The 25,170-nt window shown below is 71.4% G+C and carries 1 protein-coding gene; it reads right to left on the bottom strand.

All coding sequences use genetic code 11. The features are described 5' to 3' along the window. Nucleotides 1–25,158 (bottom strand): toxin glutamine deamidase domain-containing protein, encoded by a 25,158-nt coding sequence (locus ACFXIV_RS31760; protein ID WP_379394521.1) that lies wholly within the window; start codon nucleotides 25,156–25,158, stop codon nucleotides 1–3. Nucleotides 25,159–25,170 lie beyond the last annotated feature (12 nt).

The raw sequence follows: 25,170 nt of genomic DNA on the forward strand, positions 1-25,170 counted from the left end.
TCATCCGAAGATGCCCGCCCGGCGGTCCGGATCGGCGAGGACGTCGCGGATCAGCAGGCCCAGATCGGCATCCGCGGGCACACTGCGATAGCGCAGCTCACACTGTGCGGTTCCGGCCACGCCGACCAGCAGTCGGTTGTAGCCGTGCTGGGTGCGCTCCCAGTGCACGTCCGCGCCCAGGCGGTCCACCTCGAAGGCCTGATCACCGATGCGCAGCACCAGACCGGAGTTCCGGTCACGGTAGAACATCACGGCCAGACCTTCCACATGGTCGTAGACGCCCGCCAGCGAGCCCGCGCCCACCGGTGCGGATTGCAGGGCGCCGGTGCCCGGGTCCAGGGTCGCGAATTCCCCGAATCCGGAATGCGACCGGAGGTAGATGCCGTGGCTGCCGTTGCCGGAGCCCGGTGCCGTGGCGCGCGGGAAGCGGCTGGTGTTCTTGCCGCGGCTGTTGCCCGCCGCACCCTGCTGGCCACCGGGCGCGCCGCCCATGGGGCCGCCCGGCATTCCACCGGGCATGCCGTTCGCGCCGGATCCATTGGCGGGTGCGCCGTTCCACGGCGTGCCCGGGTCGGGGCTGGACGGTATGAAACCGTTGGGCGGCCGGCCGTTCGGGGTGGACGGGTGGCCGCCCGGGCCGTTCGGACCGCCGGGGGCGTGCGGGCCGTTGCCATTGGGCCCCGCCGGGGTGTGCGGCGCACCGTCGTGCTGCTGCGGCCAGCCGCCCGGATTCTGCGGTGTGCCAGCGGTATTCGAGGGGTTCTGGGACTGCGGCCAGCCCGGCTGACTCCACGGCGTGCCCGGGATCTGCGGCCGGCCCGAATTGTTCGCGGGCGTCCCGGGAACCTGCGGCCAGCCGTTCTCGCCGTTGGGCAGGCCCGGGATCTGCGGCCAATCGCCCGGCGGGGTCGGAATGTGCGGCGGGGTCGGCTGGGTGGGCCCCTGGGGCATGCCGGGATCGGTCGGCATGTGCGGGGCGCCGCCCGGAGGCATCGAGCCGCCCGGGCCCGAGCCCGGACCGCCCGGATAGTTCGGGCCGCCGGGGTAATTCGGGCCACCCGGGTAGTTGGGGCCGCCCGGATGGTTCGGGCCCGTCGGCTGATTCGGTCCACCGGTCTGGTTCGGATCACCGTTGTCCGGCGGCAGAGTCCACGGGGCAGCCTGCTGGGAGGGCTGCGGCGTGTACTGCGGGAACGTCGGGTTGAACGGGTGCACCGGATGCGGCACGTGCGAGCGCCAGCCCGGGTTGCGCCATTCGTCGCGCGGCTGCGGCTCGGGCTCGTTCTGGTCCGGATCGCCGGGATCGCCCGGAGGCGAGGCGTTTTCGGCCTCCGGCTCGGGTCCGACCTGTGGGCCCTGCTCGGCCTCCGGCTTCACCAACGGAACGCGATGCCCGGGCTCCTTGCCCTGCGCATCGCCCTCGGCCACCGGCTGTTGCTGCTGCTCGGCCTGCTCCTCGACCACCGGCTGCGGTTGGGCCTGTTCCACAACAGGTTGCGGTTGGACCTGTTCCTGGACCGGTGTGCGTTCGGGCAGGCCCGATTCGTGCAGGATCACCGGCGGTGCCGGGGTTGCAGGTTTTTGCGGCTCGGGTTCGAGAGCGGCTCCGCCGTCACCGGTTTCGGGGCCGCCGGGCTTGCGGGGACTCACGCCCGGGGTTGGGTCGTCGCCGCCTGGCTCACGGTTTTCGGGCGGCGTGCCGTCGGCCTCGTCGTCACCGGGTTGCGGCGCAGCGGATTTCGGCGGCTCGGCCTTGGCGACGGGGGGCTCCTGGCCGAGAGGGGTCTCGGTGTCGCCGATGGGATCGACATGCGGTTCGATCTCGTTGCCCGCCAGCCGGTAGTCCTTCGGGGTGTAGGGCAGTCGGCCGGTGTAGCTGGGGACGCCGTGCAGCATCGAGTGGCAGTTGGCGCAGGCCGCGGAGGGATCACCGATGTTCCAGGTCTTGGTCTTGGTGAGCCAGCGCGGGCTGAAGCGAAGTTCGCCGAGTACCTCGCGGCCCAGGGGCGGCGGCGTGGAATCCTCGCCGTGCTGTGCGCGCCATCGGGCCTCGTGGGCGCGCTGGCGCTCCCACAGCAGTTCGTTGACCGCCTTCACCTCAGCGTGCCGCAAGGGCGCGTCGAAGTGTGCACGGCCCTGGTTGATGACGTCGCCCTTGACCGGCTGCCCCTTGGCATCCCGGATCTGGTTACCGTTCTCATCGGTGAGCTTCGCCTGCAGGATCTTGCCCTCGGACTCCATGACCGGGTGCTGCCAGTCACCGAGCGCACGGAAATTCTCGCGCAGCAGGGGGTGCAGGTGCTCGTCGTCGATCACGTCGAACGGGAAGCCGTTGATGCCCTCGGTGATCAGGCCGGTCCGCAGGTCGATGGCGAGGGCGCTGACCGGACCTTCCAGCTGCTTGCCGCTGTAGCGGTATTCCGCGTGGTGCTCGGCGCGGGCCCGGGCGAGATCCTCGATGTACTCGTGCACGGGCTTGCCGTCGATGGCCCGAATCAGTCCGTCCCGCAGTAGAACTCGGCTGCTGTCGTGCGGATCGATCTCCTCCACGATCGCGCCGCGGGCCTGGTCGGCGAGATACCCGGGATCGTCGATGTGCTGGGGCCGACCGGGATCGGAGAGGTCATCGGTCAGGGTGACCGGATGTTCCATCGGCTCACCGGCGGTCGGGGCCTTGTACGGCTCGCCCCCGGAGTGATCGCCGGAACCGTGGTCGTCGTCCCCGTCGGCCAAACCGCCCGGGGTCTCGTCGCCGCCCGGCGGCTTCGACCCGCCCCCTTCCTGATTCGGCTGCGGAGTCTGCTCGCGCTGCTCGGTCGGCGGCTTCTGCTCGTGTTCGGTCACGCGCTTTCCGTGCTCCGTGCCCGAATTCTCGTGTGCCGCCGCGGCACCCAGCGCGGGGTCGTGCTTCGCACCGCCCAAGGGTAGGGTGCGCGCGAGCGGCGGGGTCCCTCCGTCGGGCAGGGTGCGCTCGTGAGCCGGGATGCCACCGTCCGGGAGGGTTCGGGTGTGGGTGGTGGCCGGCTCGGGCTCACCCTCGACCCAGCGGGCGAACTCGTCGGCGCGGTGGACGCGGGTGACGGCATCGCGCAAGGCGTGGAAGACGTTGTGGGGGTCGACGTTCGCTACCAGCGCGGCCCGCGGATCGAGTCCGGCGAGGGTGGCCTCGTACCGGGACGGGGTCAGGTCGGCTTCGGAGACCTCGAGGCCGGTGCGGCGGTGCAGCTCGCCGAGTGCCTCGGTGAGGGCGGCGTGGGCGGCGGTGCGCGCCCGCTCGGCGGCCGCTGGCAGCGAATCGCCCGCCGCCATGGATTCCACCTCGAGACGGCGGAGTTCGGTCTCCCAACGGCCCACCCGGTCGTGGGCCTCGTGGTAGCGGTCGGCCGCCTCGGCCAGCGCAAGGCGGGCGCGTTCGTCCACCGTCATGTTCGCGTGCAGCTTGGTGGCCAGCCCCTCGCGCGTCTCGCGGACCCACTCCGGGGTGAGCTGATCGTCGGTGTACGGCAGGCCGGACGCGGCCAGATCACGATTGGCCGTGGCGGTCTCGAGATCCCTTCGGGCCGTGTCGAGTTCGCGGTGGGCGCGGTCGCCGGGGGTCTCGTTCGCCAGGTGGCGGGCCGGGGCGTCGGTCTCGGCGTGCGCCAGGAACTCCTGCGCGGTCCGGTAGCGCTGCACCGCGTCCCGCAGCCGGGCGGTCTCCTCGGTCCACACCGAGTGCTCGCCCGCCGGCACCCGCAGCAAGCCGTCGACCATGGCGATCACCCGGTCCGGGGTGCGGCCGCCCGCCGCCGGGTTCTCGGCGATCTCCCGTTGCAGATCGCTGTGGGCGGCGTCGACTTCCTGTCGCCACACCTCGACCGGAGTCTGTCCCGGTCCGGCCGCGGCGCGGTCCACGGCGGTGCCCAGCTCGGCCTCGAGTTGGGCGACCCGGTCCGCGGCCTTCGTGTAATCCGCTGCGGCCGAGGCCAGATCGTCGATGCGCTGCCGCGCGCCCGGCAGTTCGCCGCCTTCGTCGCGAGTGCGGGCCGCCAGGTAGTCGACGGTGCCCGACAGCCGGCCCGGCGTGAGATCGGAATGCTCGATGGCACGGTTGTTCTCGAGCCATACCCGGCCGATCGCGTATTCGCGGTGGGCGTCGGCCTGCTCCAGCTCGGTGCGAGCGGTGGCCAGCTCCGCGGCCACTTCGCGCGGGGACCGTTGCGGCGCTTCGATTTCCGGCGCGGTCAGGCTGTTGTGCTCGGCGGCCAGGCGCTCCAGCTCGTCGATATCGGCCGTGCGCGCCCGCACCTCCTCGCGCATGGTGTCGACGACCTTGGACATCTGCGACAGCGACAGCCGTTCGTGCTTGTCGATCTTGCCGTCGCGGTAGGCCTCGAACACCTCGGCCAAGCGGGCCTTGCGGGCGTTCTGCAGCAGGTCGACGAACTGCTCGTGGGTGAGCGGCTCGCGCCCGGTGGGCATGCTGTCCCGGTAGGCCTGATAGCCCGCGTCGACCTTGGCGGCCTCGTGCGCGGCGTGCAGGGCATCGCGCATCTTGTCCGGGGACATCCGGTCGTGCAGCCCGCGCTGATGGGTCTCGTAGAGCTTGACGGTGCGATCGATATTGAATCTGTCCACCCCGAGCAACCGCGACCATACGTCCGCCGCCCCCGACGGATTGTCGGAACGCGCCGGCTCGAACAGGGATTCGTGCAGCATGGCGCGCAGGCGCGCGGGGGGCTTCGGATCGTGGATCGGCAGCACGCCGGCGGCCAGGCGCGGATCCTGCGACGGATCGAAGCGCAGGCCGTCGCGGAAGGGATCGAGTTCGCCCAGCTCCCCGACATAGTCGGCGAGGGCCGCCAGCAACTCGGGCCGATCCTCGGAGCGCTTCAGCACCTCGTTGATCGCGTGCGCCAGCTTCTTGGGGTCGGTGCTCTCCGGATCGGACCGGTAGTCGACGACCAGGCCGGTGGCCTTGTCCTTGGCGAACTTCTCGGCGGACAGGTCCTTCGGGTCGAGGCCGAGCCGGATGGCCAGCCGGTCACGGGCGGCGAGCACGGCCTTCTTGTCACCGTCGCGCAGCACATTGGCGTAGTCGATCAGATCGCCGATGCCCTGCTCGCGCCGCAGCTTTCGCAGCCAGCGGCGGACCGCGTTCACATCCGGATCGGTCAGCGCCTGCGCGATCCGCTCCGGGGTGAGCTCGCGGGGATCACCCAGCCCCACCCGGTTCGCGAGCTGGCCGAGCGGCTTCTCCATCGCGTGGAAGTTGTCGATGGCGTCGGTGGTGCGGACGAAGTCCGCCATGCCCTCGATCTGCGCGGCCCGCAGGGCATTGTCGTGGCGCAGCGCCTCGACGGTGGCCCGGAGCTGTTCGGGGCCGAGCTCGCCGTATTCGATCGCGAGCCGATCGGCGAGCGCATCGCGTTCCGCCCGAACGACATTCGGATCACGCGGGACGGTGTGCTCGGTGTTCTCGATCGTATGCGGTCCCGCCTCTTCCAGCGGATGGGACACCACTCGCCACGGCTCGTCACCGTCGCGGAGCATGAGCACGCCCAGTTTGCCTTCGGGAGTGTCGATTTCGTGATAGCGGGCCTGCGGGGTCGCCAACGAGTCCAGTTTGGCGTTGCCGTGCCCGTCCACGTCGATGGCGAGGTACTCGGGACGCATCGCGCCGGAGTTGAGGCGGTCGGCGAGCTCCGGGTGCTCGGACAGGGTCCGGATCAGCTGGATGTCATGATCGCGGATGCCGCGAATCACCAGGAGCCGCTTGGGATCTCCGGCATGCTCGCCCGGCGCGAGACCGACGCCGCGGTCGACCATCCCGCCGTCGAGGGTCTCCATCCAGGCGCGGATGTGGCCGTCGGCGAAGTCCGTGGCGCGGTCGACCATGGTCGAGTCGGCGTCGAGGTAATGATCCACCGCGTCCGACAGCCGGTTGAGCCGGTCCAGATCCTCGCGGGCCTGCATGCGCAGCTCGGCGAGGGTGTGGTCGAGGTGCTCGGGGGTGAGCAGGTCCAGGTCAACCCCGAGCATCTGTGCCCAGTTGCCACGTTCGTCGCGCATCTGGTCACGCTGCAGGGCGTGATCGAACAGCTGGCCCACGGGGCTGTGCTCGAGATCCGCATCGGGATCCTCGAAATCCCGGCCGGGCTCACCGCCATTGGCCGCGCCCTGCCACTCCAGCGCGGTGGTCTCCGGAATGCCGGCCTTGCGTTCCAGCGCCCAGATCTCCTCCTGGGTCAGGTCCTGACCGCGGATCTCCTCGTGCAGGGCAGCCAGCCGCTGCTCGGCCAGCACGGCCTGATCGGCGTGATGCATATCGAGCTGATAGCGGCCCAGCGGATCCTTGTCGAGGAAGCTGACCGGGCGGAACGGAACGCGGGCGTCCTCGAGGTTGAACCGCTGCGCGGCATCGCGCAGCGCCTCGATCGCACCGGCGCGGCGCACGAGTTCGTAGGTCCGCTCGTCCACCAGGCGGCGCAGCGTCGCCGGGCTCGCGTCGGACAGGCGAACGCCCTGTTCCCGTGCCGTTTTCACCAGATCGGTGAGCGCGGCGTCCCGGGCCACGATGGCCTCGGCCACCGGCTGCGGCAGGGCCGCACCCAGCTCGCGTTCGGTGATCGGCGGCAGTTCGGGCGGCAACTCGGCGGGCGGCAGCACCTCCTCCACGTGGGCGAACTCGGGGTGGCTCTCGAGGAACAGCCGCACGCTCTCGTCGTGCTCGGCCACTTCCTGCCAATGCCGGGCGTTGTCGGTCTCGCTCAGCCAGGGCTGGTACTCGCGGCCGTCGCGGGTGTGCATGGGCAGCACTTCGGGCGAGATGTCGGCGACCAGGCGGCTGAAGCGCCGCACGAACGGCAGCTTCTCGCGGTCCTTCCACAGCGTCGCGGCTTCCTTGACGATGCGGATCGGGTTGAACTTGTCCTTGGTGCCGATCAGCACCTCGTTGTGCGAGGCGTAGCCGACCTCGACCGCCCAGAAGGCCTGGTACTTGCTGTCATTGCCGGACCCGGAGGGGTACTTCGGGGCATGGCCGAGGTAGTCGCCGGTCAGGCGGTCCCACAGTTTGCGCAGTCGGCCGCGCGGGGCCTCCGGCTCGCGGGGTGCGACGGGTGCGTGCGGCTCGGGCAACGCGGGCCGCCTCACGACCTCGGCGACGCGGGTACCGTCGGGGCCCTCGGCCAGTCGGACGAAGACGCGGTCGCCCTCGGCCTCCAGCACCAGGTGCGGGCCCTCGACGGGGTCCGGGCGGTAGTGGCTGACGGCCACCAGGTCCGCGACATCCGAGGCGCGGCGCAGGGTTTCGCGCATGAGGTCGTCGAGCACGTCGACACGGGTCGCGGGCTCGAGGTACGCGGTGTCGACGCCGAGCAGGCGGGCCCAGTCGTCGCGCTGCTCGGCGAGCCGGGCGCGCTCCTCCGGCCGGGTGGCCTCGTCGTGCAGGTGCAGGACGTGGGCCAGGGCCTCGACGGCGCCGGCGCGCAGGACGTTCCGGTACTGCATCTCACCGGCCACCCGCGGCAGGTCCGCCACATCGTTGTCCGACAGGCCGAGGCGGGAGATCAGTTCGGCGCGCAGTTCCTCCGGTGACATCAGACGGGCCTCGTCCGATCCCCCGCGCTCCACCTGCGACCACGGCTCCAACGGGAGATCGCGGACCGGGGTCGTGAGTGCCGGATCGCCGGCGGCAAGTTGGGGATGCTCTCCCTCGTGCGGCTGCGGGCCCGCGAGATCGTCGCGGGACATGGGCGTGGGCGGACGATTGTGGTCCGGGTCGCCGAAATGCCCGTTCTCCCGGGCGGTTTCGGCCAGCCGCTGCAGAGCGCCGAGCGGATCGCGCTGATGGGACAACGCCTCCCGGAGACCGAGGGCATCCGCCAGGCGGACCGCGTAGGCCCCCTCTTCCATGCCGCGCGGACGACCGGTCGACAGCACCTGATGCTCGCTCAGATGCTGCGCGACCACCGCCAGGGCGGGCGAGGCCGCGACCGGATCGATCACCCGATCACCTTCGTGCACCGCGACCGGCATGGTCTGCGTCGTCGCCTCGTGCAGCGGCACGGGCGCGTTCTGCGTCGCCTCCTGCTGCACCGGCGCGGTCTCGGTCGTTCCCTCGTGTCCCTGGACCGGCGCGGTCTCGGTCTTCGCTTCCTGGACCGGGTCCGGCGTGGTCTGGGTTTGCTTCTCGCGCACCACGACCTGCGTGGTCCGCTCCTCCGGGGTGGAGGTGGCCTTGGGGTCGTTCTCGGCACGCGGGGTGCTGGGATCCTCGCCGCGCGACCAGGCTTGACGCGGATCGGGGCCCCGCGGGGCCGCAGGACGCGGCGTGGTCGGCTCCGACTTCGCGCCCGGCGCACCGGGTTTGGTGGGATCCGACGGCGGGACCGCGTTGTTGCCTCCGGTCGGTGGTTCTTCCTCGCCGCCGGTATTGGGGTCGCGCTGGAACGGGCCCTCGCCTCGGGACCAAGCCGCGCGCGGGTCGGGGCCGCGCGGGGCCGCGGGACGCGGCGTAGGCGCGGACGGGCCACCGCCGCCCGGGGGTCGGTTGGGTTCGCTGCCCGCGGCGACCGGGGTGCCGGGCTCGTCAGGGGGACGGACGGGTTGGACGGTGATGGTGCCGTCGTCGGCCACGCGGACGCGGCGGTAGTCGATCTCCGTGCCACGGGCGGCCATATCGTTGCGGATCTTGTCGCCGATGACCACGCCCGGGTCGTCGAGGGGGCTGACGACCAGGAGCTTCGCCGGATCGCCGACCAGGCCGACGCCCTTGCCCACCACCGTGTCGGCCATGGATTCCAGGACCACGTCGGCGGCTCGGAAATGAAGCTGCGAGCGCAGATTCATCGCCTCTTCGGTCTGGTTGTGCAACCGGGTGAACTCGCTGCCCGCGATGGCGCGCAGGCGGCCCAGCTCGCCGCCGCGCTGAATGGCCGCAGGGCGTTCGACCTCCATGTACTCGGCCAGGCCGTTGCCCGCGCCCGGCGGGACATTGCGCTGCATCACCTCGGCGACACGGGCCTCCTCGGCCGTGAGGGCCTGGGCGACAGCGCTTTCCAGTTCCCGCGCCGACATACCGGTGGGCTCGATGCCCAGGCCGCGGGCCAGGTCGTCCAACGTGGCGCGGGTCTGCTCGGCCGCCTCCCAAGCGTGGGTGGCGCGCTCGTGCAGATCGAGGATTTCCGCGCGGACCTGTGGATCCTCGATCACGAAGTGCTCGGCCGGACCGGCCGGGGGCCACTCCCCCGGAGCCAGGGTCCGTTGCTCCTGAACAGGATTCGACTCGGCTGCGGGATCCTTGCCGCCCACGGGGTCGGCATTACCGGCGGGGCCCTTCTCCTCGGTGCCGTTGGTCGGGCCGTGCTGGCCCGCGTTCGGATCGCGTTCGAAGGGGCCCTCGCCACGCGACCAGGCGGTGCGCGGGTCGGTCGGGGTGGGGCTGTGGGGGCCGGGATCGGTTGCGGGGCGGACCTTTTGGACGGTGATGGTGCCGTCGTCGTCGACGTGGACAATGCGGTCCTCGACCGGAACGCCCCGCGCGGCCATGTCTTCGCGGATCTTGGGGCCGATCACGACGCCGGGATCGTCGTGGTGGGTGACCACCACGAGCCTGGTCGGGTCGGAGGCCAGGCCGACGCCCGGGCCCCTCCGGTCGGAGGTGATGTTTTCCAGGACGTCGTCGACGGCCATGAGGTGCGCCTGCTCGCGCAGGCGGGACGCCTCTTCGGTGTGCGCGCGGTAGGCGTCGCGGTGTGCGCCGGTGATACGGCGGATCTCGGTCAGCTCGGCGCGGCGGATATCGGAGGCCGCCACCTTCTCCCAGTACGAACCGTGGTTCCCGGCGGGAACGCCCTCGGCCTTCAGCATCTCCTGGAAGTCCGCGATCTCGACCCTGTCGGCATCGAAGATGTAGTTCGAGAGCTCGCTCGGCGTCATATCAGCCAGGCGGGTCTCCAGCTCGCGCAGGCGTTCGGCCCGTTGTTCCGAGGTCAGGGTCTCGTCGTTGCGCAGGGCCTGCATGCCCATCTCCCGCGCCAGGTCCCGCAGCCCCTGATGCGCGGCCGCGGCCGCGCGGTCCGCCTCGACCGCATTGCCCATGAGCTCGGTGATGCGGGCCTCGACGCGGGCGTCGACGGGCACGTGCTGCTCGGGGAGTCCGTCCGGCTCCCAGCCCGCGGCCGGGTCCGAACCATGGTGTCCGCCACCGGAATCCCCGCCCCCGGAGTCGGTACCGCCGGGATCCGACTGCTGCGGATCCGACGGGTCACCCGGACCGGAGGGATCGGTCTTCGCACCGGAGCCACTCGGGTCGCCAGGGTCATTCGGGTCGGACTTCGCACCCGAGTCACTCGGGTCGCCGGGATCGTTCGGATCGGTCTTCGACGTCGAGCCGCTCGGGTCGCCGGGATCCGATTCGGGCGGCTTGCGGAACGCCTCGCGCGGGTCGGTGGGCTTCGTACCCGACTCGGGCTCGGTGGTTTTCGCGTACGCCTCGCGCGGATCGACGACCTGCGTGGTCGATTCGGGTTCGGGCGGCTTCGCGTAGGCCTCGCGTGGGTCCGGGACGGGGTCAGGCGGGGTGTGCTCCTTGATGAAGTCGTTGAAAGCGTCCGCGCGGTGGAAGTTCTCGGCGGCGGTGCGCAGGGCCGTGACGGCGTCGTGGCGGTCACCGTCTGGGTGCGGCGGGACAGCGGCGTCGAGGGCCTCGAAGGTGATCCGGGCGTTGTCGACGGAGGTCAGGTCGGAGTCCGAGACGCGCAGACCGGTCTCGGACTCCAGCCGGGTGATGGCCTCGTCGAGGGCGGTGCGCGCGGAGTCCAGGGCGCGGGCCGCGGCGGCCCGCGGGGTGTCGGCGGCAATGGCCGCCTCGGCCGCGAGGTGATCGACCTGGGCCTCCCAGCGGGAGACGCGATCCTGGGTGTCGAGATGGTGTTCGACGGCCTCGGCCAGGGCCAGGCGGGCGCGCTCCGCTGGCGTGAGCTGGCCGAAGGTCCTGCCGCCCAACTCCTCCCGGGTCGCCTCCACCCAGGCGCGGGTGAGCTCCGGCTCGGTGACGGGCAGGCCCGCCATGGCATTGTCGCGGGCCGCCTCGGCGAGGGCCAGATCCTGCCGCGCATACCCGAGTTCGCGGGTGGCGCGCTGTTCGGGCGTCTCGGCCGCGCGGGCCGACTCGAGCGCGTCGTGTTCGGCCGCGCCGAGGAAATCGCGGGCGGTCTGGTAGCGGTGCACCGCGTCCCGGACCGGGATCTGCTCATCGGTCCAGAGCGAGGCGGAATCGCGGGGGACATTGGACATGCGCTCGACCTGGCGGATGACCCGATCCAGATCGCTCGAATTCCAGTTGCCGGAGGCGGCGTCGACCGCGTCGACCAGTTCGGCACGCGCGGTGTCGACTTCGCGCTGCCATACCTCGACCGGTGTCTCCAGCGGCCCGGCATCGGCCTCGACCGCCGAGCGCAACCGCGACTCCAGCTCCCGCACCCGGTCCTGGGCCTGGTTGAACTCGTGCGCGGCGCGCGCGAGATCATTGATCCGCGGCTCGAAGTTGGGCAGCGTGCCGCCCTCGTCCGCATTGCGGGTCCGCAGGTATTCGGTGGTGCCGTGGATCCGCTCGGGCGTCAGATCGCTCTCGGACAGCGGCCGGTTGTCCTGCAACCACATTCGGCCCATGGCGTGCGCGCGGTTGTCACTCGCGATGAGCAGCTGGTGGCGGGCCTCGGCCAGATCCGCGGCGAGTTCGCGCGGGGTACGCGGCGATTCGGGGGTCCACGGGGTGGTGAGGTGATTGTGCTCGGCGGCCAACCGGCCCAGCGCGTCGATATCGGCTTCGCGAGAGCGGATCTCCTCGCGCAGGCCGTCGATGATCCCGGACAGTTCGTTCGACTTGGGATGCTCGTGCTTCTCGATCTTGCCGTCGCGGTAGACCTCGTAGACCTCGGCGTAGCGGTCGTGCCGAATCTCCTTGACCACCTCGAACAGCTCGGCCTCGGACATCGGACGCTGTCCGGGCTCCATGCTCGCCACGTACTCGGCGTGCACCGCATGCTTGTCATCATCGGTCAGTGCGCGCTTCTGGGCGTCGGTCTGTTCGCGCTCCAGCACCGAGCGCAGCACCTTGTCCATCTGGGCGGGCGAGAGCCGGTCGTGCAGGCCGGGCAACTCGTCGCGGTACAGCTTCACCAGGCGGTTGACGTCGTGAACGTCCACCCCGAGCAGCCGCGACCAGACGGCCTCCGCCCGTGACGGATTCTCGGCGACCAACGGCTCACCGATGGACCCGCTCATCAACCTCTTCAGCAACGCGGGGGCGTTCTCGTCGTAGATCCGGACCACACCGTCCGCGGCGCGCGGATCGGCGCTCGGGTCGAAGCGCATCCCCTTGCGGAAGGGATCCAATTCGGCGATGGTGTGGGCGTATTCGGCCAGCGCGGCGAGCAGCTCGGGCCGATCGGCGGACCGTTCGAGTACATCGTTGATTGCACGGAGCACGGCTTTGGGCTTGGTGCTCTTGGAATCCGGCCCGTAGCCGACGATCTCCTTGTTCTCGTCCTTGACGTGCTTCTTCCCGTACAGGTCCTCGGGGTCGACGCCGAGACGCTCGGCCAGGCGGTCCCGCGCCGCCAGCACGGCCTTGCCGTCGGTGGTGTCGCGCAGCGTCTTCGCGTAGTCGAGCAGATCCTCGAGCCGCTGGATGCGCGCGGCCTTCTTCACATTCGGATCGCCCATGGCCTCGGCCAGCCGCTCCGGCGTCAGATGATCCGGATCCACGCCGATGGAGTGGGCGAGGTTGTTGAGCCGGCGATCGAGCTCGTGGAAGTTCTCGATGGCATCGCCGCTGCGGATGAAATCCGCCATGCCCTCGATCTGCGCGGCGCGCAGGGCATTGTCGTGCCGCAGCGCCTCGAGCGTGGCCTCGAGATGCTCGGGGCCCAGCTTCATGTGGTCGATCGAGAGTCGCGCGGCGACTTCGTTGCGTTCGGCGCGAACGACATCCGGATCGCGGGGCGCGCTCCGCTGCGGTTCGGTCACGACCGTCTCGGCCTCGTGGGCCACCGTCGCCGGATCGTGCGTGCCCTGCTCGGGCTGCACCACCCGCCACGGCTCGTTGTCCTCGCGCACCATGAGTACCGGGGTGCGTTCGCCGTCCACCTCCACCTCGTGGAAGCGGGCCTGCGGAGCCTCGGCCTCGCGGACCACGATGTGGCCGTCCGCGTCCAGGCCGATGACGCGGTAATCCAGTTGCAGCTCACCGCGATTGAGCAGTTCGCCCAGATCCGGGTGGGCGGCCAGCGCATCGGCCAGACGCGCCTCGTGGTCATTGTCACCGCGAATCACGACCAGGCGGTTCGGGTCGCCGGGGCGCTCGCCCGGGCGCAGGCCGACACCGTCCTCGAGCATGGTGCCGTCGTGGGCATCCAGCCAGGCGTGCGCGGTGCGATCGCCGAGCTGATCGGTCAGGTCGCGAGCCTCGGCGTCCAGGCGCAGGAAATGCTCTGCCGCCTCGGCGAATTCGTGCAGTCCGGCGGCATCGTCGCGCACCTGCATGCGCAGGTCCGCGATGGTGTGCGCGAGCCGGTGCGGATCGTTCGCGGTCGGGGTGAGCTCGTCCAGGCCGACCCCGAGCAGTTGCGCCCAGTTCGAGCGCTCCTCGCGGATCTGATCGCGATTCAGGGCGTCCTCGAAGAGACGGCCCTCCTCGCTCTGCACGAATTCCGGTTCGGGATCGTCGAAGTGGCGGGCCCACTCACCGCCATTGTTGACGCCGTGTGAATCCAGCGCGGTGACGCGGTTCTTGCGTGGCAGGTAATACGGGTCCGGATCGTCGGGAGAGACGCCGTCGCGCGCGCGGCGGGCATCGGCTCGCTGCTGCTGGGCGTCGCGCTCCCTGACCTCCCACAACTCACGGACGTAGCGGCCCAGCGGATCCTTGTTGGTGAAGCTGACTTCCCGGAAGGGAACGAGCGCCGCCTCCTCGTTGTAGCGCTCGGAGGCGTCCCGCAGGGCCTCGATGGCACCGGCGCGGCGCATGAGCTCGTAGGTCGCGTGATCGACCGCGCGGTGCAGGGTGGCCGGGTCGGCATCGGTGAGGTCGATGCCGTGGCGGTGGGCCAGCCGCACCAGGTCGGCGAGGGCGGCGTCGCGGGCGTCGATCGCACCGACCAGCGGCTGCGGCACGTCGTCGGCCAGCTGCCGTTCGGGCGGCGCCTGCAGTTCGGAGTTCGGATCCCGCTCGGGCGCGGGGGGAACCTCGTAATCGTCGGGGTGATTCTCCCGGTAGAGATCGATGCTCTCCTGGTGGTCGAGCCGCTCCTCCCAGCTCCGCTGATGATCGACCTCGGTGCGCCAGGGCTGGTATTCGCCGCCGTCGCGGGTCCGCATCGGGACGATGTCGGCGGACACGTCGGCGATCTTGCTCGTCAGATGCTTGAGCAGCGGCATCTGCTCGCGCACCTTGAGGATGGTGGCCGCCTCCTTGGCGATACGCGCCGGGTTGGCCTCCTCGACCTCGTGCACCTCGACATGGGCGATGTCGTGGATGACGTCGCCGGCGAAGTTGATCAGCTCGCCCTGGCCCTTGCTGTCATTGCCGGAGCCGGAGGGGTACTTCGGATAGTCGCCCTTGAAGGGGCTGAACAGCCGTCGCAGGACGCGCTTCACGATGCCCGGCTTCTCGGGCTCGGGCGTGGGCTCCTTGGGCGGAGCGGGCAGGTCGGGGCGGTCGACGACCTCGACGTGGCGGTTGCCGTGCTCGTCCTCGGTGACCTTCACGTGCACCCGGTGACCGTCGGACTCCAGCACCAGGTGGTGACCGGCGGCCGGATCCTCGACATGGTGGGTGGCGGCCATCAGGTCCGCGACATCCGAAGCGCGGCGCAGGGTTTCGTCGCGCAGCTCGGCGAGGGTCCGCGCGGCGTGCTCGGGCAGGACGCGGTCGGGGTCCACGCCGAGCAGTCGCGCCCATTCGTCACGGGTGTACGCGAATCGCCGGCGCTCCTGCGGGTTTCCGGCATTGGCATGCCAATCGACCGCGTCGCTGAGCGCCTCGATCGCACCGGCGCGCAACATGTTCCGGTACTGCATGTCGCCGACGACCTGGGACAGGTGCTCGGGGCTCAGGTCCTCGGGGGTCAGCCCCAGCTCGGCGGCGAGCTCTCGGCGCAGCTCGTCGAGGGTGAGGGCGCGCGGTTGATCTTGCGCCGGAGAACGATTCACCTCCGACCACGGCTCCAGCGGCCGCGGGTCCGGCTTCGGACCCGGGGGCAACTCGGTGCGCTGCCGGGAGTCGAAGCGCTCCTGGTTCGAGATGGGGGCGTAGTCCTCGGCGCGCATGGGGCGCGAGGGCACATCGCCCTCGGGGTCGCCGAAATGGCCACGGGCGCGGGCCTTCTCGGCGATGTCGCGGAAGGCAGAGAGCGGATCACGGCGGCCGCCCACGGTCTCGCGCACGCCCAGGGCCTCGCTCAGCTGGCGGCCGTACTCACGCTCGGCGGGGGTGTGACTGCGGGCGCCCATGGGGGGCTCGTTGCGCAGCAGGTAATCCGCGGCCGCGCGCAGGGCCGGAGAGGCGTCGACCGGATCCTGCGGCACCGACGAGCCCGGCCGCGCCAGCTCCTGCGTCGCGGCGTTCGGATCGTGAACCGGCAACTCCTGCGTCGCCGCATTCGGATCATGAACGGGCAGCTCTTGTGTCGCGGCGTTCGGATCGTGAACCGGCAACTCCTGCGTCGCCGCATTCGGATCATGAACGGGCAGCTCTTGTGTCGCGGCATTCGGATCGTGCACTGTCGAACCCTGCGGCGGCAGCTCCTGCGTCGCCGCATTCGGGTCATGGACCGTCGAACCCTGATGCGGCAACTGCTGAGTTGCCGCATTCGGATCCTGGGCCGACGAACCTTGTGGCGGGAGTTGCTGGGTCGTCGCGTTGGGGTCCGAGGCATTGGGGTCGGGTTGTTCGGGGCGGCCACCGGCCCGCTCCCAGGCGATATCGGCCTTGTGGGCGAAGATTTCGGCGCGGGCCTCGGCGTCGGCGACGTCAGCGTCGAGGTCGCGGCGGGCGGCGGTGCCGGGCTCGAAGTTCTCGGCCGCCTCGCGCAGGAATTCGGCATTGCGGCGGTACTCGCCCGCGAGCCAGTCGGCGTTGACCGCCAGCTGGCGATCCAGCCATTCGCTGCGGGGCGGCGGGGTGCCCTCCTCGTCGGGGAGGCCTTGGCGCTGAGCGGGTTCGGCGGTGTGGGTGTCGTCCGCGCCCGAGTGGGTGCCCTCGTGGGTCGTGCCTTCCATCCGCGCGGTGTGGGCGTCGATGAGGGCCTGGCTGAGCACCTTCGACTGTTCGGAGGCGGCCGCGCCATTGAGGACGTCGTCGGTGTACGCCTCGGCCAGCGCCTCTTCCGGATCCCAGTTGCCCTCATGGTCGAAGGCGGTGCCGGGCTGGTCGTTGAACCATTCCTCGAAACCGTCGAGGGTGCCGCGGGTTTCGGCATAGTGGCGCAGCATGGCGTCGAACGCCTGGTGCCGGGCGTCGAGGCCGCCCGAGAAGTCCAGGGCGTGCGCGAACTCGTGCACGATCGTCGAATACACCGGCCGCTGCGCCGATCCCGGGGCGAGATGCCCGGCGTCCTCGGCCTGCGCCACCTGCCGGGCGAGCTCGGCGGGATCGTCGGCGAAACGGCTGTTCAGGGTGATCCGGTCGGTCTGGATCCGACCGTTCTCGATGCGTCCGGGCGTGGTCTCGGCGAAAACACCCGACTCCTCGATGGGTCCGACGTGGACCTCGCCCACCCGGGCGCCCGGGACGGCCTCGAACATGTCGTCGACGGCGCGGGCGTACTCGCGTAGCGCCTCCACGTCGTAGTGGTCGGCGAAGCCCTCGACCTCCCGGCCGAGGCGCTCGTCGTAGCTCGTGACCTTGACGCCGTGATCGTCCCGGAGCTTGTCGGCGATGCCCGTGTGGTCCAGGGTCGACCAGGTGTCGTCCGGATGCGGCGACCAGTCCGGGGCATGATCGTGCCCCTCGGAATCCGGTGTCGCACGGTCGTTCTCGTGCTGCGCGCCGGAATCGTGCGCGGCCGGATCCTCGACCGGGTGCGGCGCCGCGAACGGACCGCGACGCTGGGCCGGACCGTCCTGGCGCGGCTGCTCGGCGGGCGCCTCCTGGGCGCGCGGACCCGCCTCCACCGGATCGGACCCGCGGCCGGTGAACCGGTCGGCCACGCGCTTCCACAGCGGACGGTGCGGCTCCGGGTCGGTGGGGCGCAGCGGGGCCGAGCCGTCCAGCAGCATGTCGCGAATCCGGTTGGACAGCTTGACCGGATCCCGATCGCCCATGCCCTGGAAGCGATGTGCCAGCGCGTCCGAGGCACCGCCGCGCCCGGTGGGCCCGGGCACCCGCCAGCCGCCCTCGCCGTCACGTTCCAGCCACATGTTCAGGGTCGTGGTGCCGACCTTGAACTCGTGCAGGTCGTAGCGGTCCGGCGCGCGGTACCGGTAGTTGTCCGCGCCCAGCGCGCCCAGCGACACCCGCCGGGTCATCAGGTCGTGGGCGACCTGCGCCGGATGCGGATAGCCCAGGTAACGATTGCGCTCGACGACCCGGTGACCCTCGGTCACGAAGTTGTCGGACAGCTTCAGCGCGTGCCGGTCCGCACCGCGCGGCAGCTTGGCGCCCGGACGGTGGGCCAGTTCGAAGGCGCCGTCGCCCAAACCGCGGATCCACTCGTCGAATCCGACGTGCACCCGGCCGTCCTCGCGGTAGCTGAGGTAGTGGGCGAGCATCTCGCCCAGCGCCTCGCTCGTCGACGGGCGGCGCATGGGCCCTTCGGCCTCACTGGCGTAGATCCCGCGCACCGTCCCGTCGGGGGCGACTTCCCGGTACTCGATCCGGGTCCAGGTGTCCCACAGGGAATTACGCAGCCTCGGATGCGATTCGCCCAGCTCCTGCAGGGCCCGCATGTGCCCGCCCTCACCCGCGTACACGACCAGGCTGCGGGCGCTGCCGGTGGTGTTGAGGGCCTCGACCACATGGTCGGTGAGGCGCTTCGAGCCACGCTTCATCTCGCCGTCGGAGGCGCGCCGGGACATGGCCCGATCCGCCTCGGCGCTGTGCCGCGGTTCGCCGGGACCCGGATGGTGCACGGCATCGCCCGGATTGAACAGATCGTGCAGGTTCGGGTGGCCCCAACGGGATTCGCCGGGCTCGCCGAAGGAGCGCACCACGTCCATGACGGCCTCGGCGCGCGACAGACCAACGTCGTCCAGGTAGCGGCGCAGCGCGGTCAGCCCGGCCTCCCGCACGCTGGACTCCGAGGCGTGCGGCCGGCTCGCGGCCTCGGTCTGCGCGTGCCGGTAGGCGTGCTCGGCCGGACCGACCGGGATCGGGGTGCCCGCCTCGCGCATGGCGCGCAGCTGCTCGATCTCGTTCTCGTAGCCCTCGGCCCGATCGCGGATGGCCTCCGCGGTCTTGCGCGGCGGTCGCGGCGGTCGCACCGGATCCTCACCGGTCGGGATGCCGTGGGCGCGATCCCAGGCCGCGGCGTGCGCGGTCGCGGGATCGCGACCCTCCACCCGCGGGCCGTCCCCGGCCAGCCGGTACATCACCTCGCGCACAGCGGCGCGGTAGGCCGCGGCCTCGAGCATGCGCTCGGTGACCTGGTTCGAGTCCTTGTAGGCGTCGCGGACCTGGCTCAACGCCTCGTCGCGGGCCCGGCGGTAGGCGCGCTCGAGCGGATCGGACGGCCGCGTCCGGGAACGGTCTCCGCCGCCCGCGGTGCGGTTGTGCTCGTAGCCCAGGGCGAGCGCCTCGGCCTGCCGGGCCAGCATGCTGCGCACATAGTCGTCACGGGCCAGGGTAAGGCGCTCCAGCGGGCCCTCGGCCCGGGCGTACGCCTCCGCCTCGGAGGCCGCGCGGACCAGCTCCGCCGCGTGCTCGACCGGGGACGACTGGCTGTGCAGCACAACGGTATTGGTGGCGGGATCGTATCCGGCCAGCGGACCGCGATCGGAGCGGCCCTTCTCGCCATTGCCGACGGCGGCGGCCGGATCGTCGGTCATGCGGATGTCGACGCCGTGCCGGTCCAGCGTCTCGAGCGCCCAGCGCGAGATATCGCTGCCGTGCTCGTGGCTCATCGCGGTCTGTTTGGCGTGGAAGACCTCGTCGGCGGCCTCCGGGGCCCGATCCTGCTGGGGGCGTGCCGATTCGGGCTGGTCCGGATGCGCGGGTGCGGACTCGTGCGCGGGATCGGTGACGTGACTCGGGGCGGGCGGTTCGCCATAGTGCCGGGCGAGCGCCTCCGGGTGATCCTCGCCGGGGCCGCCGGTGAAGCGATCGTCGGCGAGCAGCGCCTCGACACCGGCCTCGTGGGCTATGCGACGCGCCTGGTCCTGCGACAGTTCGGGATTCGCGGCGCGCGCCTGCTCCACGGCCTCGTCGGCGGCGCGCTGATAGGTGTCGCGGACGCTGTCCATGTAGGTGGCGTCGGCGAGTTCGCTGAGCGGGCCGCGCGGCGGCTCGTATTCGGCATCGCGCAACTCCTGCGCGAATTCGGCTTCCCTGGCGAAGGATTCGGCCGCGCGCCGCAGCTGCTCGGGGCTGCCGGGTTCGGCGGCGGGGTGCGGGGAGTCCAGGTGCGCGGCGGCGGTCACCAGGGCCGCGGCCTGATCGAGCTCACCGCGCTCGTGGGTGTCGATGGTCAGTTCGCGCCGGACCGGATCGTAGGAGTCGACGTGCGGTGCGCCCGCGCCGTCGACCATGCGGACCGAGATCCCGGCCGCGCGCAGGGTGTCGAGGGCGGCACGGCCGGTGTCGGTCTGCGCCAACACTTCCGCGACCGACACCAGCCGCGGGTCGGTGCCCTCGGACAGGTAGCGCGAGTCCACGTAGTGCGAGTCGCTCACGACCGGGTAGACGAGCTCGCGCACGGCGCGCTGCTCCGGGCGGACGGCATCCGGATCCGGCGAATCCGGTTCGCGCCGTGTGGGTTCGGGGCGTATGGGAGTCTCCGACATCGTGGTCTTGCCGGTGTGATCGGCGGTCTGCTCGGAGTTGTCCGGCTCGCGTTGCGCGCCGCTGTCGTCGGATTCGGGGCCGCCGGGTTTGTGCGGGGTCGCGCCAGGGGCCGGGTCGTCGCCGCCGGGTTCGCGGCCGGTGGTGCCCGAACCGTCGGGCCCGTCACCGTTGTCCGGGTCACCAGGCTTCGGGGCCTCGGACGCGGCGTCGACGTGCGGGGTCTCGATGGGATCGCGGTGCGGCGCGACCGTGCCGCCCTCGGCCTCGAGGCGGTAGTCCCCCGGGACGAACAGGTTTCGGCCGCTGTAGCTGGGGACGTCGCGCAGCATCGAATGGCAGTTGGCACACGCCGGGGCCTCGCCGCCGAGGGCGTTGCGTTTCGTGTCGGCGAGCCAGCGCGGGTCGAAACGCAGCTCCCCGAGCACATCCCGACCCAGCGGCGGCGGGTCGGAATCCTCGCCATGGGTGTTGCGCCACTGCTCGTCGTGGGCCCGCTGGCGCGCCCACAGCAGCTCGTTGACGGCCTTGACCTCGGCGTGCCGCAGGGGTTCGTCGAAGTGGGCGCGGCCCTCGAAGACCACCGGCTGGGGTTCCGGCTGGCCCTTGACCTTCCGGGTGGCCGGTTCGTCCTCGGCCTTCAGCACCGGGTGTTTCCAGTCGCCGAGGGCGCGGTGGTTCTCGCGCAGCAGCGGATGGAGGTGTTCCTCGTCGATCAGGTCGGTCCGGCTACCGTTCACGGCCTCGGTGATCTCACCGGTACGCAGGTCGATCGCGAGGGCGCTGCACGGCCCGTCGCCCTCGAGCCGGTTCGCCGCGTGAATCTTGGCGCGGGCGTTGGAGAGATCGCCCAAGTACTCGTGGACGGGCTTGCCGTCGATCGAATTGATAAGGCCGTCTTCGCCCTTGGTGACTCGGGTCGTGTCGTTCGGATCGATCTGCTCGAGCACCGCGCCCCGGGTCTTGTCCTCTTCGAATCCGGGGTCGTGGACGTGTTGCGCCGGACCGGGATCGGAGAGTTCATCCGTCAGGGTGACCGGATGCTCCATGGGCTCACCGGCCGTCGGGGCCCTGTATGGCTCGCCTTCCGCGTGGTCGGTGTGGTCGGCTTGATGGCCCCCGCCGCCGTCGTGTTCGTCATCGCCCGGCTGATGGTGGTGCGATTCGGCGGGCTCCGGCTCCTTGCCGATGCGGGCGAGCTCCTCGGGGGCGACGGTCTCGTCGACCTTCGGCCGCTTGCCGGAATCCGTTGCGGCCTGCTCGTTCTCGGGGTGCGCATGGGGTGCGAACTTCGGATCGAGACCGTGGCGGGTGCGCATGCTGAGCGGATCCAGCGCCTTGCCGTCCGCCTTGAACATGATGGCGTGGATGCCCTTGGTCTCCACCGGGACGATGGGCGGGTGGCCGTGCTCGCGGCCCGCGGCCGGATCCTTGACCATGATCTCGCCGCCCTCGTTGACCAGCAGGTAGGCGTGCGCGCCCACGCCGTGCTCGTCGGCGGGACCGGCGTAGTGGTCGACGACCAGGGCGGCGGAACCCGGGCCCAGCTCACGCAGGCGGTCCGCGATGGCGTCGTGGTCGGCGTAGGTGCGCAGCTTGCCGCCCGCCGCGGCCACCAGCTGCTTGGCGGTCATGCCTTCGGGGCCGATCTCGTGCTCGGGCACGATGATCGAATCATTGCCGGTCAGCTGTCGCGCCAGCTCCAGCGACATGGCGCCGCAGTTACCGGGCTGCTCCTCCTCCGGTGCGGGCTCCGCCGAATCATGGTGCGCGGCGGTCGCATCGGAGGGCTCGTCCAGCTTGCCCGGGTGCTCGGCCGCACCGTCGCCGCGTTCGGGCCGGCCCGCGCGGCTTTCCGCGGGCGGCTCGGTGTGATCGTCTCGGCCGCGGGATTGGTCGCCGGTGGTCTCGTGCGGGCGTCCGCCTTCCGGCGTGTGCCGGGTGGTGTGCTCCGCGGCGCGCGGGACCGGGTGGTCGCCGAGCGGGAGCGGGGCGACGAGGAGAGCGTCGTCGGGTGTGCCGGAGTCGTGGTGGTCGTCGGAGGGCGTGCCGTCGTGCTCGCGCTCGCCCGGTCGCGCCGAGCCGTCCCCGGCGCGGTGTTCACCCGCCGGGCGGGCGGTGTGCTCGTCGCGCGGACGTTCGGCGGGCGCGTGCTCCTCGGACGGATCCTGCCGCGGTGCGGATGATTCCGGTCGTTCGGCCGCTTCGGAGGGCTGATCCTCGCGGCTGCGCGACTCGGCTTCGGCGGGGCGGCTGTCGTCGCCGTTCGGGCGGCTGTCGTCGGCCGCCGGAGCGGAATCGTCAGTGCGCGAATCTGTCTCGCGCTCCGGCGCGGGCATGTCCTCGGATTCGGGACGTGCGGCGGGCTCGGACTCGTCGGGACGCGAACCCGAAGGCTCGTGATCCGTTGCGGCCGGGTGCTCCGGATCATCTTGGGCGACAGCCTGATCATCATGAACGACAGCCGGATCATCATGAACGACAGCCGGATCATCATGAACGACAGCCGGATCGTCATGGACGACAGTGGGGTCGTCGTGGTTGACAGTGGGGTCGTCGTGGTTGACCGCGGGATCGTGTAGCTCGTCGTCCGTGCGCGGAGTGCCGGAGTCTGCGCCCTCGTGGGTTGCGCCCTCTCGCGAATCCGGCTGTTCCGCAGGGTGCTCGGCGGGAGCGGTCGCGTCGTGAGTGGGGGTGGGCTCGGGAGCCACGCCAGCGCGGGGGTCGGATTCCACCGGGGCCTCGGGCTGGGACGGATCGGGTTCGCGCCCGGGTGCAGGGTGTTCGGTGTCCTCGATGGGAGCGGAATCGCGCTCGGCCACAGGGTGATCGGCGTCGACGGGCGTCGTGCCGCGCTCCGGGGTGGTCGGCTCGTGGCCGGGCTCGGCGGAGTTCGGGTGGGCTGCGGACGGTTCCTCGCCGGGGCGGGCCTCGGGTGCGCCCGAGCGGGCGTCGGTGCCGGTCTGGGGGCGGGCGTCCGTACCCGCCTGGGGGCGCGTCGATTCCGGGCGGCCGTCGGGCCGAGCGCCCGCGGGGTCACCGGCGCGAGCCGGGGCGGGCCGGTCCCCGGAGCCACCGGCGCGCGGCGTATCCGAGCGCGGAGCGTCGGAACGCGGTGTCTCGGAACGCGGTTCCGGTGCGGCACCGCCATGCTGGGGGGCCGCGGTGTGGGCGGCGGGTGCGGCGGAGGCCATGACACCCGGGCGGTCGCCCGCCACGGCGGGCGCCGCCGGGGCGGCCGTGTTGGAGGCGGCGGCGATCGGGGTGTCGGTCGGACCGGAGGCGGGCGCGGCACCGGACGCGTCGTGCGGGGCCGCCGCCGGGGCGCTCTGGGGCGCGAGGCCGTGGCTCGACCCGTTCGAATCGGACTGGGGCGCGGAGGCGGGCGTGTCGTGGGGGCCTGAATCCGCCTGCGCACCCGCGTCACCGGCGCGCGAGCCGGAGTCCGAGGGCTGGGCACTGGAATCCGAGGCGGTGGAGGTGCTCGAGGACGCCTTCGGGTCGGCGGCGGGGGCCGACGAAGAGGCGCCCCGCGAGTCGGCGGGCGCCGAGGATTGCGCCGGGCCGGACGACGATTGCGCGGGGCCCGACGAGGTCTGGGCGGCGGGAGCGGCGGAGTTCTGGGTGGGGCCGGGGCCGTTGGAGGTGGAATCGGCAGTGGGGGCGGGGGTTTCGTGCTTGCCCGCCTGGACGCCGGAATCGACCGAGGTGCCGCTGGTTTCGAGGGCGCCCGCGTGCGGTTGGCTGCCGTGGGTGTCGCCGGAGGTGCTGTCGGCGGGGGTGTGGGAGGTGGTGTCCTGCGGTGTGTGGGCCTGGCCGTGGTCACCGCCGCCGGTGGCCGACGGATCGTCGGTCGGCGCGCCACGGTCGGACGCACGGCCGTCGCCGCCGCCGACGCCACCGGTGTCGCCGCCCTCGGGATGTGCGGTGCTGCCGTCGCCGGTGGGCCGGGCATTGGCGGTGGGATCGCTGCTGTCGCCTTCGAATCCGGCCGCGTGCGTATTGGGTCCGCCGGTGTCGCTGGTGCGGCCGCCGTCGCCGCCACCGGTGTTGCCGACATCGCCGCCACCCGTGTGGCCCGTATCGCCGCCGGTGTGGCCACCCGTGTCACCGGGATTGACGCCCGAACCGTCCGGGCGCGCACCGACATTCGCCAGATCCGAGGGCACGCCCGCCTTCCACGCGGAGACGCGCGGCTCCCAGAAGCTATGGGAGGCAGTGTGATTCAGTCCGGACAGGCCGCCATTGGAGACACCGGCGGTGAGCATGCGCGGGTCGAAATTGGTGAAGGCGTTGCCCATGTTCTTCCAGGCGTCGCCCCAGCCGTGCTGATAGGCGTCGAGCCCGAACTGCGCGCCGGTCCCCGCCAGAAATCCCGCTCCCGCACCGGCCAATCCGGCGCTGGTGCCGGTGATGGCCGCACTCAGGTAGTGGTTCATGGCCGAGCCCTCGAAGTGCTCGCCCAGCGCCTTGCCGACCTTGCCACCGGCGATACCGCCCGCGGCCGAACTCACCGCGGTGACGCCGATCTTGCCCCAGTCGAAGCCGCTGCGGTGCCCGGCCGCGATCTGGTAACCCTCGATGCCCACTTCCTGGAGCACGCCCAGCCCGGCGTCGAGAACGAAGTGCCGCAGCATGAATTTCGCCAGCGACGAGCCCACCAGCTTGCCGACGTACTCGGCGATGCGCTCGACCGCCTCCCTGCCGATGATGCGCACGGCGATGCGGGTGGCCGCCTGCGCCGCCGCCTCCGCGGCCGGCGCGGTGGGCGGGAAGATCCACGCCGCGGCCATCTCGAACGCCAGCATGGCCAGCGACGAGTAGAACATCAGCTTGGTCGACTCGATCTCGGTGCCGGTGTCGTGCACCGAATCACCCAGCTGATCGAAGAAACCCGCCAGATCCAGGATGGAGGTGTTGCCGTCCTGTTTTCCGCCGACGCCGGCCATCAGATCGAACTGCTTGGCCATCTGGTCTCGGCCGTCACCGTCCACGTACGCGGCCAGCGTGGCGGATTTGGCCGCGTCCATACCCGAGACCTGGTCGCGCAGGCCGTCGGCCGCGGTCTTCCAGTAAGTGGCCAGGTCCCACATCTGGTCTTCGTTGCCCTGGGGCCATTCGACCCCGACGATCCAGCCCAGCCATTCGAGTTCAGAGGGCAGTTCGAGAGCCATGGTCGGCTACCT

It is taken from the genome of Nocardia sp. NPDC059236 (assembly GCF_042754085.1).
In the GTDB taxonomy this organism is placed as follows: domain Bacteria; phylum Actinomycetota; class Actinomycetes; order Mycobacteriales; family Mycobacteriaceae; genus Nocardia.